Raw genomic sequence first — 12,880 nt, 5'->3', positions numbered from 1 at the left:
ACGCTACCCGTCCCACGAGTGCGCACCATGTCCCAGGATTTCTACTTTCTGCTGATGCCGGGTTTTTCCGCTATCGGCTTTATCTCCGCCATCGAGCCACTGCGCGTGGCCAATCGTTTTCGCGGTGAGCTGTACCGCTGGCATGTATTGAGTGCCGATGGCGGCGCCGTACTGGCAAGCAATGGCATGTCGGTCAATGCCGACGCGGCGCTGGAACCGCTGAAAAAAGGCGCGACCTTGCTGGTGGTGGCCGGTTTCGAGCCGCTGAAATGCGTCACGCCGGCACTGGAGCATTGGCTGCGTCGTCTCGACCTCGACGGCGTGACTCTCGGCGCCATCGACACCGGCAGCTTCGTCCTTGCCGAAGCGGGCCTGCTCGATGATCACCGCCTGACCCTGCACTGGGAAGCCCTCGATGCCTTCAAGGAGTCCTATCCACAGCTGACAGTGACCCAGGAGCTATTCGAAATTGACCGTCGGCGCATCACTTGCGCCGGCGGCACTGCTTCCATCGACTTGATGCTCGACCTGATCAGCCAGGCCCATGGTCCTACGCTCGCAATCCAGGTCTCCGAACAGTTCGTGCTCGGTCGTATTCGCCCGCACAAGGATCACCAGCGCATGCAGATCGCCACGCGCTACGGCATCAACAACAAGAAGCTGGTGCAAGTGATTGGTGAAATGGAGCTGCACACCGAACCACCCCTGAGTACGTTGGTGCTGGCGGCGGCAATCAAGGTGACGCGGCGGCAGTTGGAGAGGCTGTTTCGTCTGCACCTGAACGACACACCGAGCAATTTCTACCTCGGCCTGCGCCTGGAAAAGGCCCGACAGTTGCTGCGCCAGACCGATATGAGCGTATTGGAAGTGAGCATTGCCTGCGGTTTTGAGTCACCGTCGTATTTCACCCGCAGTTATCGGGCACGGTTTGCCAAGAGTCCGCGGGAGGATCGGCGACGGGAGGTTGTTTGACTGGCAATTATAGTTAATTATACTAATGACTATAATTTATAGTTCTCTCCATAATTCGGTATAAAGCCATGTCAAAACCCAACGGTTTTGTGTTTCGTCGGCCCGCTCTGGCCCGCAGCATTGCCGATGGCCTGGTGGGTGCAGGGATCCAGGACTTTACCTCCGGCCTGTTCCTGGCGGCGCCACGGCGCACGGGGAAAAGTACCTTTTTGCGCGAAGACTTGATCCCTGAATGCCAAGCCAGGGGTTGGCTGACGGTGTATGTCGACCTGTGGGCCGACAAGGAAAAAGACCCAGCAGACTTGATCTCCGGGGCCATCGCAGCTGCTTTGGTGCCCTTCGAGACGGGTATTCGTAAACTGGCCAAGACCATCGGCATCGAAAAACTCAGCTTCCTGCGCACCTTGTCCTGGGATTTCACCAAGCCTCAGTTGCCCGCCGGGGCGACCCTGACCCAAGCACTGGAATTGCTGCACAGCGCCGCCGGCAAAACAGTTGTGCTGGTGATTGACGAAGCACAGCACGCCTTGACCACCGAGTCAGGCATCAACGCAATGTTCGCCCTCAAGGCCGCCCGGGATCAGCTCAACCAGGGCCGTGAAGGCGAGGGCAGCGGTTTGCGCCTGGTATTTACCGGCTCCAATCGCGACAAGCTGGCGCACCTGGTGCTCGGTAAAAGCCAGCCGTTTTTCGGCTCCAGCATTACCCCGTTTCCACTCTTGGGCAAAGAATTCACCCAGGCCTACACCGCACACCTCAATGCCCAACTGGCCGAGACCAATCAGTTCAACGCCGTAGACATTGATGAAGCTTTTGAGCTGGTCGGCCGTCGCCCGGAGATGCTGCGCACCATCATTGGCGAAGTGGCGTTGGACCTGGGAGAGGCGAGCAACCTGAGCCAACTGCTGCACAACCGCGCCGAATTCCTGCGGGCGGGTGTGTGGACCGAATTCGAAAGCGCCTGGAATGCCCTGACGGTGCCCCAGCGCGCGGTATTGGCAGTGATGGTTGAGCGCTCGCAAAACAACGAGCCTTTTGCACCGTTTACCGACAGCACGATCACAGCGGTCGGCAAGGCACTGGAGGCCATGGGCAGCGACGTGGTGCCAGGCACCCAGACCATCCAGGCCTGCATCGATGCCCTGCGCGACAAGGAACTGGTATGGAAGTCGAGCCGGGGAGCTTATGCCTTGGAAGACAAGTCTTTCGGGGACTGGCTCAACGCTCGTAAAACGGGCTAGTTACTTCTTCATCAGCGCCGAACACGCCGCCTTGAAGGCTTCATGCTGATACTTGTTCAGCGTCGCCGGCAGGGCGAAGTCGTGTTTTTTGTTCTGCGCATTGATGGTCTGCGGCGACAGCAATGTCACCTCGCAACCTTCCAGTAACTGAAACATGCCTTCGATCTTGAACGTGGTCGGGCCACCGGCGAATTCACCTTTCTTGCTGCGTTTCTTGATGGCGATGTGGGTGATGGTGTTGTCCCGCACAAATGCATTCACCAACGCGGCGAAGGCTTTGACGTTGGCCGCTTCATCATCGTCTTCGAGGGCGATTTTCTTGGTGGCCAGGGCAACATGGCTCAGTGCCTGACCCTTGAGTGAGGCGACGGCGATGATGGCTTCGCTGCCTTTGATTTCGATGCCGCAGATATTCATGGGGTCGCCTTGGAAAGGTAGAGAGGTGGCGAATGGTATCAGGCTCAAGGCTTGCGACGCGCCCCGGCCATCAAGCTCAGGCACGCCGCCGCCAGGGCCAATGCAGTCACCAGTGCGCCCACCAGCGGGGTGATTTCCAGGCTGCCCTTGGCTATGACCATGCCACCGAGCGCGGCGCCCAAGGCTACCCCCAGGTGCATTGCCGAAGTATTGATCCCGACGTTGGCCTCACCGGATTCGGGTGCGGTGTGCAACAAGTAATTCTGCACCACGGGGGAGATGGTCCAGCTCAAGGCCATCCACAATGCATACAGGGCCAGGAAACTCACCAATGAGCCCGTTGCCCAGGGCAGCAGCGCCATGACCAGGCTGAACAGCGCCGGAATCAACACCAACGCTTGCTTGAACCCCAATCGATCCGACAGCCAGCCGCCGCAGTAGCCACCGCTGATCGCGGCAATGCCGAAGAATACGTAGAGATAGCTCAGCGAGATACCGTGGATGCCCATGGTCTGTTGCACGTAAGGCGCCAGGTAGGCGAACAGCACGAAATGCCCGGTCAGCAGCAGCACCGACACCAGTTGCGCCAACAACAGCTTGGGAATCACCAACTGGCGACAGTAATCTCGCAGCGACGTACTCGGGCGGCTGGCGAAGGTCGGCAGGTTCAGGCGCAACAGCCCGGCAATGACCAATGCCAACAGGGCTAGCAACATAAACGGCGCCCGCCAGCTCAGCGATTCACTCACGGCGATGCCCAGCGGAATCCCCAGCACCAACGAACCACTGATGCCCATGAACACAATGCCGATCGCCCGCCCGCGTAGCGGCGCCTCCACCAGCGATGCCGACAAGGTTGACGCCAGCACGACGACCAATGCACAGCTGCCAGCACTGATGATCCGGCAGACCAGCAGCATCCAGTAATTCACCGCCAACCCGGACCCCAGGTTGCCCAGCGCAAAAGTCAGCAAGGCCGCAATCAGCAACGTGCGCCGTTCAAGGCGCGACGTCATCGACAGCAGCGGCGCCGCGCACAGGGCAAAGGTCAGGGAAAACACAGTCGTCAACTGCCCGGCGGCGCTCAGGGTAACGCCCAGTTCCCTGGACAATAACGGCAAGATCCCACCCACCAGGTTTTCATCGATGCCAGCCACGAAGGCGGCGAGGGCGAGCAGGTAGATGCGTGGGTTCATGGGGCGCCGCACATGAGAAATGGACGGTGATCATGGCGAAGGAACGGGTTGACTGGCAAGTCAACAAACAGCGGTGTCAGTAAATAAGACGTACGTTGTCGTGCACATCCTCAGTCATCACTCTGCCCAATCGACTCCAGAAACTCCGACCGCTCATCACTCATCCGAGCCAGGCAATCATTCTGCGCAATCGCATATGCCTTGGTGCCGTTCACCGCCGGGAAGGTATCCACGGCGCAATCAGCATCGCGCAACTTCTCCCACTTCTGCTGGGCATCCTTCAGACGAGCGGTAATGTCCGCCAGTTGTGCGCTGGCATAGGTGTTATCCATGCGCTCGAGCAGGCTCTGGTAGTTGTCCTTGAGCAGTTGCTCGGCGGTGGCTTTGTTATAGGTGGCGCATTCCAGGGTTTGCTGGTCGTTTTCGATGCCATCGCACGGTGTGTGGTCGGGGTCTTCTGCCGCGTGTACGCCGGTTGTGATGAGTGCCAAAGCCAGGAAAATCGATTTCATTGCGCCGTCTCATATCAGGTTTTGGGTCAAATTCTGGCTCAAGCGTAGGACAAAGAACAGATACCGGTCAGAGATGTCATGTTGGCCTTTGTCGCGGGTTGACGCTTTCGGCAATTCCCCTGTCGTTTTTGCACCCGGCTCTGTCAGCCCCTGGGCATATGCTGGCTCCAAAGCGCCGGCAGACGATTCGGCGCATGAATCGCCAAATAAGGGGACGCCTGATGAGCCCAGCGCAATTACACGCCGACAGCATCGTTATCGACGGGCTGATCATTGCCAAGTGGAACCGCGAGCTGTTTGAAGACATGCGCAAGGGTGGGCTGACCGCTGCCAACTGCACGGTGTCGGTCTGGGAAGGTTTCCAGGCAACCATCAACAACATCGTCGCCAGCCAGACCCTGATCCGCGAGAACAGCGACCTGGTCATCCCGGTGAAAACCACTGCCGACATCCGCCTCGCCAAAGAACAGGGCAAGACCGGGATCATCTTTGGCTTCCAGAATGCCCATGCTTTTGAGGACCAACTCGGCTACGTCGAGATCTTCAAGCAGCTCGGCGTCGGTGTGGTGCAGATGTGCTACAACACCCAGAACCTGGTGGGCACCGGTTGCTACGAGCGCGACGGCGGGCTGTCGGGCTTTGGCCGGGAGATTGTCGGTGAAATGAACCGTGTCGGCATCATGTGCGACCTGTCCCATGTCGGCTCCAAGACCAGCGAAGAAGTCATCCTCGAGTCGAAAAAGCCGGTGTGTTACTCCCACTGCCTGCCGTCGGGCCTCAAGGAACACCCACGCAACAAGTCCGATGAAGAACTCAAGTTCATTGCCGACCATGGTGGTTTTGTCGGTGTGACCATGTTTGCGCCGTTCCTGGCCAAGGGCATCGATTCCACCGTCGACGACTACGCCGAAGCCATCGAGTACACCATGAATATCGTTGGCGAAGACGCCATCGGCATTGGTACCGACTTCACACAGGGTCACGGCCAGGATTTCTTCGAAATGCTGACCCATGACAAGGGCTACGCCCGTCGCCTCACCAGCTTCGGCAAGATCATCAACCCGCTGGGCATCCGTACCGTGGGCGAGTTTCCCAACCTCACCGAGACCCTGCTCAAGCGCGGCCATTCCGAGCAGGTGGTGCGCAAGATCATGGGCGAGAACTGGGTCAACGTCCTCAAGGACGTCTGGGGCGAATAACACCAATAACTAACCGTGTAGCCGCTGCCGAGGCTGCAGTCCTGCGAACACGCATCGCAGCCGCGTACCTCGGCTACACCACATACTGAATTCTGGAGCTTTACCCCATGGCCAAGATCGCCCCGCAATTGCCTATCGAAGTCGACAGCGAAACCGGTGTCTGGACCTCCGATGCCCTGCCTATGCTGTACGTGCCGCGGCATTTTTTCGTCAACAACCACATGGGTATCGAAGAAGTCCTGGGTGCTGACGCGTACGCCGAAATCCTCTACAAGGCCGGCTACAAATCCGCCTGGCACTGGTGTGAAAAAGAAGCCGAGTGCCATGGCCTGGAAGGCGTCGCGGTGTTTGAGCACTATATGAAGCGCTTGTCGCAGCGTGGCTGGGGCCTGTTCAAGATCCAGGACATCGACCTGGATAAAGGCACCGCCAGCGTCAAGCTGGAACACTCGGCATTCGTCTACGTGTACGGCAAGGTCGGGCGCAAGGTCGACTACATGTTCACTGGCTGGTTTGCCGGTGCGATGGACCAGATTTTGCAATCGCGCGCCAGCCGGATTCGCACCGTGGCCGAGCAGGTGTATGGCGGTTCCGAAGAAGGCCACGACGACGGTCTGTTCATCGTCAAGCCGTTGTAAGTCGAGGACCGCGCCATGGCTTTTGAAGCAATGTTCCAGCCGATCCAGATCGGCAAACTGACCATCCGCAACCGCGTGCTCAGTACCGCCCACGCCGAGGTGTATGCCACCGACGGCGGCATGACTACCGACCGCTATGTGAAATATTACGAAGAGAAAGCCAAGGGCGGCATCGGCCTGGCGATCTGTGGCGGCTCCTCAGTGGTGGCCATCGACAGCCCGCAGGAATGGTGGAGCTCGGTGAACCTGTCCACCGACCGCATCATCCCGCACTTCCAGAACCTGGCCGACGCCATGCACAAGCATGGCGCCAAGATCATGATCCAGATTACCCACATGGGCCGCCGCTCACGCTGGGACGGCTTTAACTGGCCAACCCTGATGTCGCCGTCCGGCGTGCGTGAGCCGGTGCACCGCGCCACGTGCAAGACCATCGAACCGGAAGAAATCTGGCGGGTGATCGGCAATTACGCCAGCGCCGCCAAGCGTGCCAAGGCTGGTGGCCTGGACGGTGTCGAACTGTCCGCCGTGCACCAGCACATGATCGACCAATTCTGGAGCCCTCGGGTCAACAAACGCACCGACGAATGGGGCGGCAGCTTCGAAGGCCGCATGAAATTCGGCCTCGAAGTGCTCAAAGCCGTGCGCGCCGAGGTGGGTGAAGACTTCTGTGTGGGCATGCGCCTGTGCGGCGACGAGTTCCACCCGGACGGCCTGTCCCACGAGGACATGAAACAGATCGCCAAGTACTACGACGACACCGGCATGCTGGATTTCATCGGCGTGGTGGGTTCGGGTTGCGATACCCACAACACCCTGGCCAACGTCATCCCGAACATGAGTTACCCACCGGAGCCGTTCCTGCACCTGGCCGCCGGTATCAAGGAAGTGGTCAAGGTCCCGGTGCTGCACGCACAGAACATCAAGGACCCGAACCAGGCCACGCGTATCCTGGAAGGTGGCTATGTGGACATGGTCGGCATGACCCGCGCCCACATCGCCGACCCGCACCTGATCGCCAAGATCAAGATGGGGCAAATCGACCAGATCAAACAATGCGTGGGCGCCAACTACTGCATCGACCGCCAGTACCAGGGCCTGGATGTGTTGTGCATCCAGAACGCCGCCACCTCCCGTGAATACATGGGCGTGCCGCACATCATCGAAAAGTCTACCGGGCCCAAGCGCAAGGTGGTGGTGGTCGGTGCCGGCCCGGCGGGAATGGAAGCCGCGCGTGTTGCCGCTGAGCGCGGGCACGAGGTGATCCTGTTCGAGAAAAAAGAATTTATCGGCGGGCAGATCACCACGGCTTCCAAGGCCCCGCAGCGCGACCAGATCGCCGGCATCACTCGCTGGTACCAACTGGAGCTGGCGCGCTTGAAAGTCGACGTGCGCCTGGGCGTGGCGGCTGACGCCGCGGTCATCCTGGACGTGCGCCCGGACGTGGTGGTGCTGGCTGTCGGCGGGCATCCGTTCATCGAGCAAAACGAACACTGGGGCGCTGCCGAAGGCCTGGTGGTGAGCAGTTGGGATGTGCTCGACGGCAAAGTGGCACCGGGCAAGAACGTGCTGGTCTACGACACCATTTGTGAGTTCACCGGTATGTCGGTGGCCGACTTCCTCGCGGACAAAGGCTGCCAGGTCGAAATCGTCACCGACGACATCAAGCCGGGCGTGGCGGTTGGCGGTACATCGTTCCCAACCTACTACCGCAGCATGTACCCCAAGGAAGTGATCATGACCGGCGACATGATGCTGGAAAAGGTTTACCGCGAGGGCGACAAGCTGGTGGCGGTGCTGGAGAACGAATACACCGGGGCCCAGGAGGAGCGGGTGGTGGACCAAGTGGTCGTGGAAAACGGCGTGCGCCCGGACGAAGAGATCTACTACGCACTCAAGCCGGGCTCGCGCAACAAGGGCCAGATCGACGTCGAAGCCTTGTTTGCGATCAAGCCGCAACCGTGCTTGAGCGAGGTTGGCGAGGGGTACTTGCTGTTCCGCATTGGTGACTGTGTGGCCCAGCGTAATACCCACGCCGCGATCTATGACGCCCTGCGCCTGTGCAAGGATTTTTAAGCTACCTGATCGTTCCCACGCTCTGCGTGGGAACGCCGCCCTGGGCGCTCTGCGTCCGTTCTTAAGGTCGTGACGCAGAGCGTCACAGGATGCATTCCCACGCAGAGCGTGGGAACGATCATTGACCCCGAGGTCTTTGGGAGCTTCACCATGCTGAACACCCTTCTTCCCATCCTGTTGTTCGCCGCCCTGGGCCTTGCCGTCCTCGGCGCGCTGCGGCGGATGAACATGTGGCGCCGTGGCCGGGCTTCCAAGGTCGACTTGCTTGGCGGCCTGCTGGCCATGCCCAAGCGCTACATGGTTGACCTGCACCATGTGGTGGCCCGCGACAAATACATTGCCAACACCCACGTCGCTACCGCCCTGGGCTTTGTGCTGTCGGCGCTGCTGGCGGTGCTGGTGCATGGCTTCGGCCTGCACAATCGCCTCCTCGGCTATGCCTTGCTGCTGGCTTCGGTGCTGATGTTTGTCGGCGCTACTTTCGTTTATTTGCGCCGCCGCAATCCCCCTTCACGCCTGTCGAAAGGCCCATGGATGCGCCTGCCGAAAAGCCTGATGGCGTTTTCGGTGAGCTTTTTCCTGGTGACGTTGCCTGTGGCCGGAATTTTGCCAGCGGACTTCGGCGGCTGGTTGCTGGCCGCTGCCTTGGCACTGGGCGTGTTGTGGGGCGTGTCGGAGATGTTCTTCGGCATGACCTGGGGCGGCCCGATGAAACACGCCTTCGCCGGCGCCCTTCACTTGGCTTGGCACCGCCGTGCCGAACGTTTTGGCGGTGGCCGCTCCACGGGTTTGAAACCCCTCGACCTGGCTGATAAAACCTCACCCTTGGGCGTGGGGAAACCCAAGGACTTCACCTGGAACCAACTGCTGGGCTTTGACGCCTGCGTGCAGTGCGGTAAATGCGAAGCTGCGTGCCCGGCGTTCGCCGCCGGCCAACCGTTGAACCCGAAAAAACTCATCCAGGACATGGTGGTCGGCCTGGCCGGTGGCACCGATGCCAAGTTCGCCGGCAGCCCGTATCCAGGAAAACCGGTGGGTGAACACAGCGGCAACCCTCATCAACCGATCGTCAATGGCCTGGTGGACGCCGACACCCTGTGGTCCTGCACCACCTGTCGCGCCTGCGTGGAAGAGTGCCCGATGATGATTGAGCACGTGGACGCCATCGTCGACATGCGCCGCCACCTCACTCTGGAAAAAGGCGCGACGCCGAACAAGGGCGCCGAAGTCCTGGAAAACCTGATCGCCACCGACAACCCCGGCGGCTTTGCACCGGGCGGGCGGATGAACTGGGCAGCGGATTTGAACCTGCCACTGCTCAGCGACACAAAAACCACCGACGTGCTGTTCTGGGTCGGCGACGGTGCCTTCGACATGCGCAACCAGCGCACCCTGCGCGCCTTCGTCAAAGTGCTGAAGGCAGCCAACGTCGACTTCGCGGTGCTCGGCCTTGAAGAGCGCGACAGCGGCGACGTGGCACGACGCCTGGGTGATGAAGCGACCTTCCAGTTGTTGGCCGCACGCAATATCCAGACCCTGGCCAAGTACAGCTTCAAGCGCATCGTTACTTGCGACCCCCACAGCTTCCATGTGTTGAAAAACGAATACGGCGCCTTCAGCGGCCACTACCAGGTCCAGCACCACAGCACCTACATGGCCGAGCTGATTGGCGAAGGGGCGCTGAACCTGGGCCAGCACAAAGGCAGCAGCGTGACCTATCACGACCCGTGTTATCTGGGCCGCTATAACGGCGAATATGAAGCGCCGCGCCAAGTACTGCGGGCGCTGGGGATCGAGGTCAAGGAAATGCAGCGCTCGGGGTTCCGTTCCCGCTGTTGCGGTGGTGGTGGCGGCGCGCCGATTACCGATATTCCCGGCAAGCAGCGGATTCCCGATATGCGCATGGAGGACATCCGCGAAACCGGCGCCGAACTGGTGGCCGTGGGTTGTCCACAGTGCACGGCGATGCTTGAAGGGGTAGTGGAGCCTCGTCCATTGATCAAGGACATCGCTGAACTGGTGGCCGATGCGTTGCTGGAAGACGCGGCACCCGCCAAGACACCGACCCTGCGTGAACCTGCGGAGGTGCACTGATGAGCGATATTATCCGTCGTGACCCACGTGCCGAATGGATCGCGCGTAACCGCCTGCACCCGTTGCATGCGGCCATGCAGCCGGTACAACACAGCTGGATGGGGCCCAATGGCGTCATCCGCAAGAACGTCCACGGTGTGGGGTTCATTGGCCCCAACGGCATCAAGCGTATTGATCGCAGCGGCGCCCAGCAGGGCGGTGCGGCCAAGCGTTCAGCCGCCGTGGAAGTGCAATTGCCGTTGCATCAGGTTGCGGCGCCGGCGTTCTACATCAACGTGGTGCCGGACATGGTCGGTGGTCGCTTGAGCAGTCACGACCGCGACTTGCTGGGCCTGGCCCGGCAGTTGGCGGGTGCCGACGGCGCGGTGTTGGCGGTGGTGTTCGGTGAGCACAAGGAAAACGCCTTTGCCACAGCCGGTGTGGATCGGCTGTTGGTGCTGGAAGGCCACGAATTCGACGGTTATTCACCGGAACAACGTGTCCAGGGCCTGCGGGCTGTGGATAACCAGTTCAACCCGCGCCACTGGCTGCTGCCGGACAGCCGCAATGGTGGTGGCGAGTTGGGCCGGCGTTTTGCTGCCAGTCTCAAGGAGCGGCCGGCGACGCGGGTCTGGCAGATCAAGGACCAGCAATGCATCGGCCGTGCCGGTGCGGGTCAGCAAGACCTGGCCAGGTCATTGCCGCGAATGGTTCTGGCGGCGGCGGAATGTGCCGATCCGGTCAGCGACACCCGGCATGAAGTCTTGCCCGTGGAGTTATCCACAGCCCTGGCCCGCAGCCTGCCGCGTATCGAAGACCTTGGCGCCGTGGCGGTGGACCCCGCGGCGATTCCCATGGCCGAGGCCGAGTTTATTGTCTCTGGCGGCAACGGGGTCAAGGATTGGACGCTGTTCCATCATGCCGCTGTCGCTCTGGGCGCCACCGAAGGCGCGTCGCGGGTGGCGGTGGACGATGGCTTCATGGCCCGGGATCGCCAGGTTGGCGCCAGCGGCATCTGGGTCACCGCCCGGGTGTATGTGGCGGTGGGGATCTCCGGGGCGATCCAGCACCTGCAAGGCATTGGTGCCTGTGACAAGGTGGTGGCGATCAATCTGGACCCGGGTTGCGACATGATCAAGCGTGCCGACTTGTCGGTAATCGGTGACAGCGCCGCTATTCTGCAAGCCTTGATCGATGCGGTGGAGGCTTACCGCAACGGCGCCAGGCGCGATGTGGCGTAAGCAAAGGAAATGACAATGACGACCAATGTAATCAGCCTGGTGTCCATCGGCGCCCATCCGACTTCTGGCCGGCCACGGCGTGCCGAACAGGATGCCCGTGCCCTTGAGCTGGGTTTGCAACTGGCTGGGGATAACCTGCAAGTGTTGCACGCCGGTGACATTGCCGAACCGACCCTGCGTGCCTACCTGGGCATGGGTTTGGAGCAACTGCATGTTCTGGAGCAACCGGCTGGCGCCGATGCCTTGCCGGTGCTCAGCGACTACCTGCGAGGCTCCGGCGCTGAGGTGGTGCTCACCGGCAGCCAGGCCGAAACCGGTGAAGGCTCGGGGATGCTGCCGTTCCTGTTGGCCGAACAACTGGGCTGGCCGCTGATTGTTGGCCTGGCCCAGGTGGAGTCCATCGAGCGCGGCGTGGCTCATGTGCTGCAAGCCTTGCCCCGTGGGCAGCGGCGGCGCCTGAAGGTACGCCTGCCGTTTCTCGCCACGGTGGATAACGCCGCACCCAAGCCTCGACAAAGTGCCTACGGGCCGGCCCAGCGTGGGTTATTGGAAGCTCATGACGTAGAGGTGTTGGAGGATGAGTTATTCACAGGCGCTGTGTTGCAACCGGCCAAACCCCGGCCCAAGCGCCTCAAGGTGATCAAGGCCAAGAGCGGCGCCGACCGGATGAAAGCAGCTACGGCCAAGGCCAGTGGCGGTGGCGGGCAAGTGCTCAAGGGTGTCAGCCCGCAAGACGGTGCCCAAGCCATTCTCAAACTGTTGATTGAGGAAGGCGTGGTTCGCTAAGTCCTGTAGGAGCGGCGAGGTAGGCTTTACCCACAGTCTCGGTTGGCCTGCCTGTGGATAACCTGTTCGCTGCTGCCCACATCCCATACAAATCAAGCTCTGCAGCCTTTTGTACGAAAAACAACCAATCTAACCAACGGTTTTCCTTGGGTTTTTTTGTGGATTAAGAAAGTTCCGGGCCTGGACTTGCCCCCAAAGTCTGTTGGTGTTTCTGTGGATAAGTTGTTTGCTATCCGCTACAGGCCATGTAAACAGAGGGATTCATGGGTTTGATCAAAATATGATCAATGTCGCTATTTCAGCCCGTAAATCCCTTCAAAGCCTCGATTCTGCTTGGCTTTAGCGGGTTTTCCACAGATAACCCGAAGTTGCCCCCAAAGTCTGTTGGTGCTTCTGTGGATAAGGTGTTTGCGCTCCTCTGTAGGCCATGCAGATCGTGGCTTGCAGGCTTTAGGTTAAAAAATGATCAGTGAGGGTCTAAATCCGTGGATTTGAATAAGTCACGGATTTTCTTGGTTTTGTTTCGATA

11 protein-coding genes are annotated in these 12,880 nt (G+C 60.2%); 8 read left to right on the top strand and 3 right to left on the bottom strand.

The annotated features are described in order from the left end of the window. Positions 1-27 precede the first annotated feature (27 nt). Both GIR22_RS08215 and GIR22_RS08210 read left to right on the top strand, forming a co-directional pair. Entirely contained in the window at positions 28-972 is a 945-nt protein-coding gene (locus GIR22_RS08215) for a GlxA family transcriptional regulator (protein WP_154742849.1), read from the top strand. Between the two features lie 68 nt (positions 973-1,040). Then, positions 1,041-2,213, top strand: coding sequence for an AAA family ATPase (locus tag GIR22_RS08210; RefSeq protein WP_154742848.1), 1,173 nt, complete (start codon positions 1,041-1,043; stop codon positions 2,211-2,213). Here GIR22_RS08210 and GIR22_RS08205 read toward each other — a convergent pair whose 3' ends face one another. The 3 genes from GIR22_RS08205 to GIR22_RS08195 all read right to left on the bottom strand — a co-directional run bounded on the left by GIR22_RS08205 (position 2,214) and on the right by GIR22_RS08195 (position 4,338). Then, complete coding sequence (locus GIR22_RS08205; RefSeq protein ID WP_154742847.1) at positions 2,214-2,630, bottom strand: DUF3010 family protein; 417 nt, start codon at positions 2,628-2,630, stop codon at positions 2,214-2,216. A gap of 44 nt (positions 2,631-2,674) precedes the next feature. Further along, positions 2,675-3,826 carry an MFS transporter gene (locus GIR22_RS08200; RefSeq protein WP_154742846.1) on the bottom strand — a complete coding sequence of 384 codons (1,152 nt, stop codon included), beginning with the start codon at positions 3,824-3,826 and terminating at the stop codon, positions 2,675-2,677. Between the two features lie 110 nt (positions 3,827-3,936). Then, positions 3,937-4,338 (bottom strand): lysozyme inhibitor LprI family protein, encoded by a 402-nt coding sequence (locus GIR22_RS08195; protein ID WP_154742845.1) that lies wholly within the window; start codon positions 4,336-4,338, stop codon positions 3,937-3,939. A 221-nt stretch (positions 4,339-4,559) separates the two neighbouring features. Here GIR22_RS08195 and GIR22_RS08190 point away from each other — a divergent pair, with 221 nt between their 5' ends. From GIR22_RS08190 to etfB, 6 genes are all read left to right on the top strand, one after another. Further along, positions 4,560-5,537, top strand: coding sequence for a dipeptidase (locus tag GIR22_RS08190; protein WP_154742844.1), 978 nt, complete (start codon positions 4,560-4,562; stop codon positions 5,535-5,537). Between the two features lie 107 nt (positions 5,538-5,644). Further along, the gene (locus tag GIR22_RS08185) at positions 5,645-6,175 is read left to right on the top strand and encodes a 4-vinyl reductase (protein WP_154742843.1); all 531 of its coding nucleotides are present in this window, start codon (positions 5,645-5,647) and stop codon (positions 6,173-6,175) included. A 15-nt stretch (positions 6,176-6,190) separates the two neighbouring features. Then, positions 6,191-8,251, top strand: a complete 2,061-nt coding sequence (dgcA, locus tag GIR22_RS08180; RefSeq protein WP_154742842.1) for a dimethylglycine demethylation protein DgcA — start codon at positions 6,191-6,193, stop codon at positions 8,249-8,251. A 150-nt stretch (positions 8,252-8,401) separates the two neighbouring features. After that, positions 8,402-10,345, top strand: coding sequence for a dimethylglycine demethylation protein DgcB (dgcB, locus tag GIR22_RS08175; protein ID WP_154742841.1), 1,944 nt, complete (start codon positions 8,402-8,404; stop codon positions 10,343-10,345). Further along, a complete protein-coding gene (gene etfA, locus GIR22_RS08170) occupies positions 10,345-11,565 on the top strand; it encodes an electron transfer flavoprotein subunit alpha (RefSeq protein WP_154742840.1) in 1,221 nt (406 codons plus the stop codon). The genes dgcB and etfA overlap by 1 nt, the downstream gene beginning before the upstream one ends. Before the next feature lie 15 nt (positions 11,566-11,580). Beyond that, the gene (etfB, locus tag GIR22_RS08165; RefSeq protein WP_154742839.1) at positions 11,581-12,351 is read left to right on the top strand and encodes an electron transfer flavoprotein subunit beta; all 771 of its coding nucleotides are present in this window, start codon (positions 11,581-11,583) and stop codon (positions 12,349-12,351) included. Positions 12,352-12,880: the final 529 nt, after the last annotated feature.

The sequence above is a fragment of the Pseudomonas karstica genome (assembly GCF_009707515.1).
In the GTDB taxonomy this organism is placed as follows: domain Bacteria; phylum Pseudomonadota; class Gammaproteobacteria; order Pseudomonadales; family Pseudomonadaceae; genus Aquipseudomonas; species Aquipseudomonas karstica.
This window is presented reverse-complemented; position numbering and strand designations above follow the sequence as displayed.

What these genes read in the sequence shown, in the direction of transcription:
- GIR22_RS08215 (WP_154742849.1), top strand. Translation starts at nt 28, where the DNA reads ATGTCCCAGGATTTCTACTTTCTGCTGATGCCGGGTTTTTCCGCTATC.
- GIR22_RS08210 (WP_154742848.1), top strand. Translation starts at nt 1,041, where the DNA reads ATGTCAAAACCCAACGGTTTTGTGTTTCGTCGGCCCGCTCTGGCCCGC.
- GIR22_RS08205 (WP_154742847.1), bottom strand. Translation starts at nt 2,630, where the DNA reads ATGAATATCTGCGGCATCGAAATCAAAGGCAGCGAAGCCATCATCGCC.
- GIR22_RS08200 (WP_154742846.1), bottom strand. Translation starts at nt 3,826, where the DNA reads ATGAACCCACGCATCTACCTGCTCGCCCTCGCCGCCTTCGTGGCTGGC.
- GIR22_RS08195 (WP_154742845.1), bottom strand. Translation starts at nt 4,338, where the DNA reads ATGAAATCGATTTTCCTGGCTTTGGCACTCATCACAACCGGCGTACAC.
- GIR22_RS08190 (WP_154742844.1), top strand. Translation starts at nt 4,560, where the DNA reads ATGAGCCCAGCGCAATTACACGCCGACAGCATCGTTATCGACGGGCTG.
- GIR22_RS08185 (WP_154742843.1), top strand. Translation starts at nt 5,645, where the DNA reads ATGGCCAAGATCGCCCCGCAATTGCCTATCGAAGTCGACAGCGAAACC.
- dgcA (WP_154742842.1), top strand. Translation starts at nt 6,191, where the DNA reads ATGGCTTTTGAAGCAATGTTCCAGCCGATCCAGATCGGCAAACTGACC.
- dgcB (WP_154742841.1), top strand. Translation starts at nt 8,402, where the DNA reads ATGCTGAACACCCTTCTTCCCATCCTGTTGTTCGCCGCCCTGGGCCTT.
- etfA (WP_154742840.1), top strand. Translation starts at nt 10,345, where the DNA reads ATGAGCGATATTATCCGTCGTGACCCACGTGCCGAATGGATCGCGCGT.
- etfB (WP_154742839.1), top strand. Translation starts at nt 11,581, where the DNA reads ATGACGACCAATGTAATCAGCCTGGTGTCCATCGGCGCCCATCCGACT.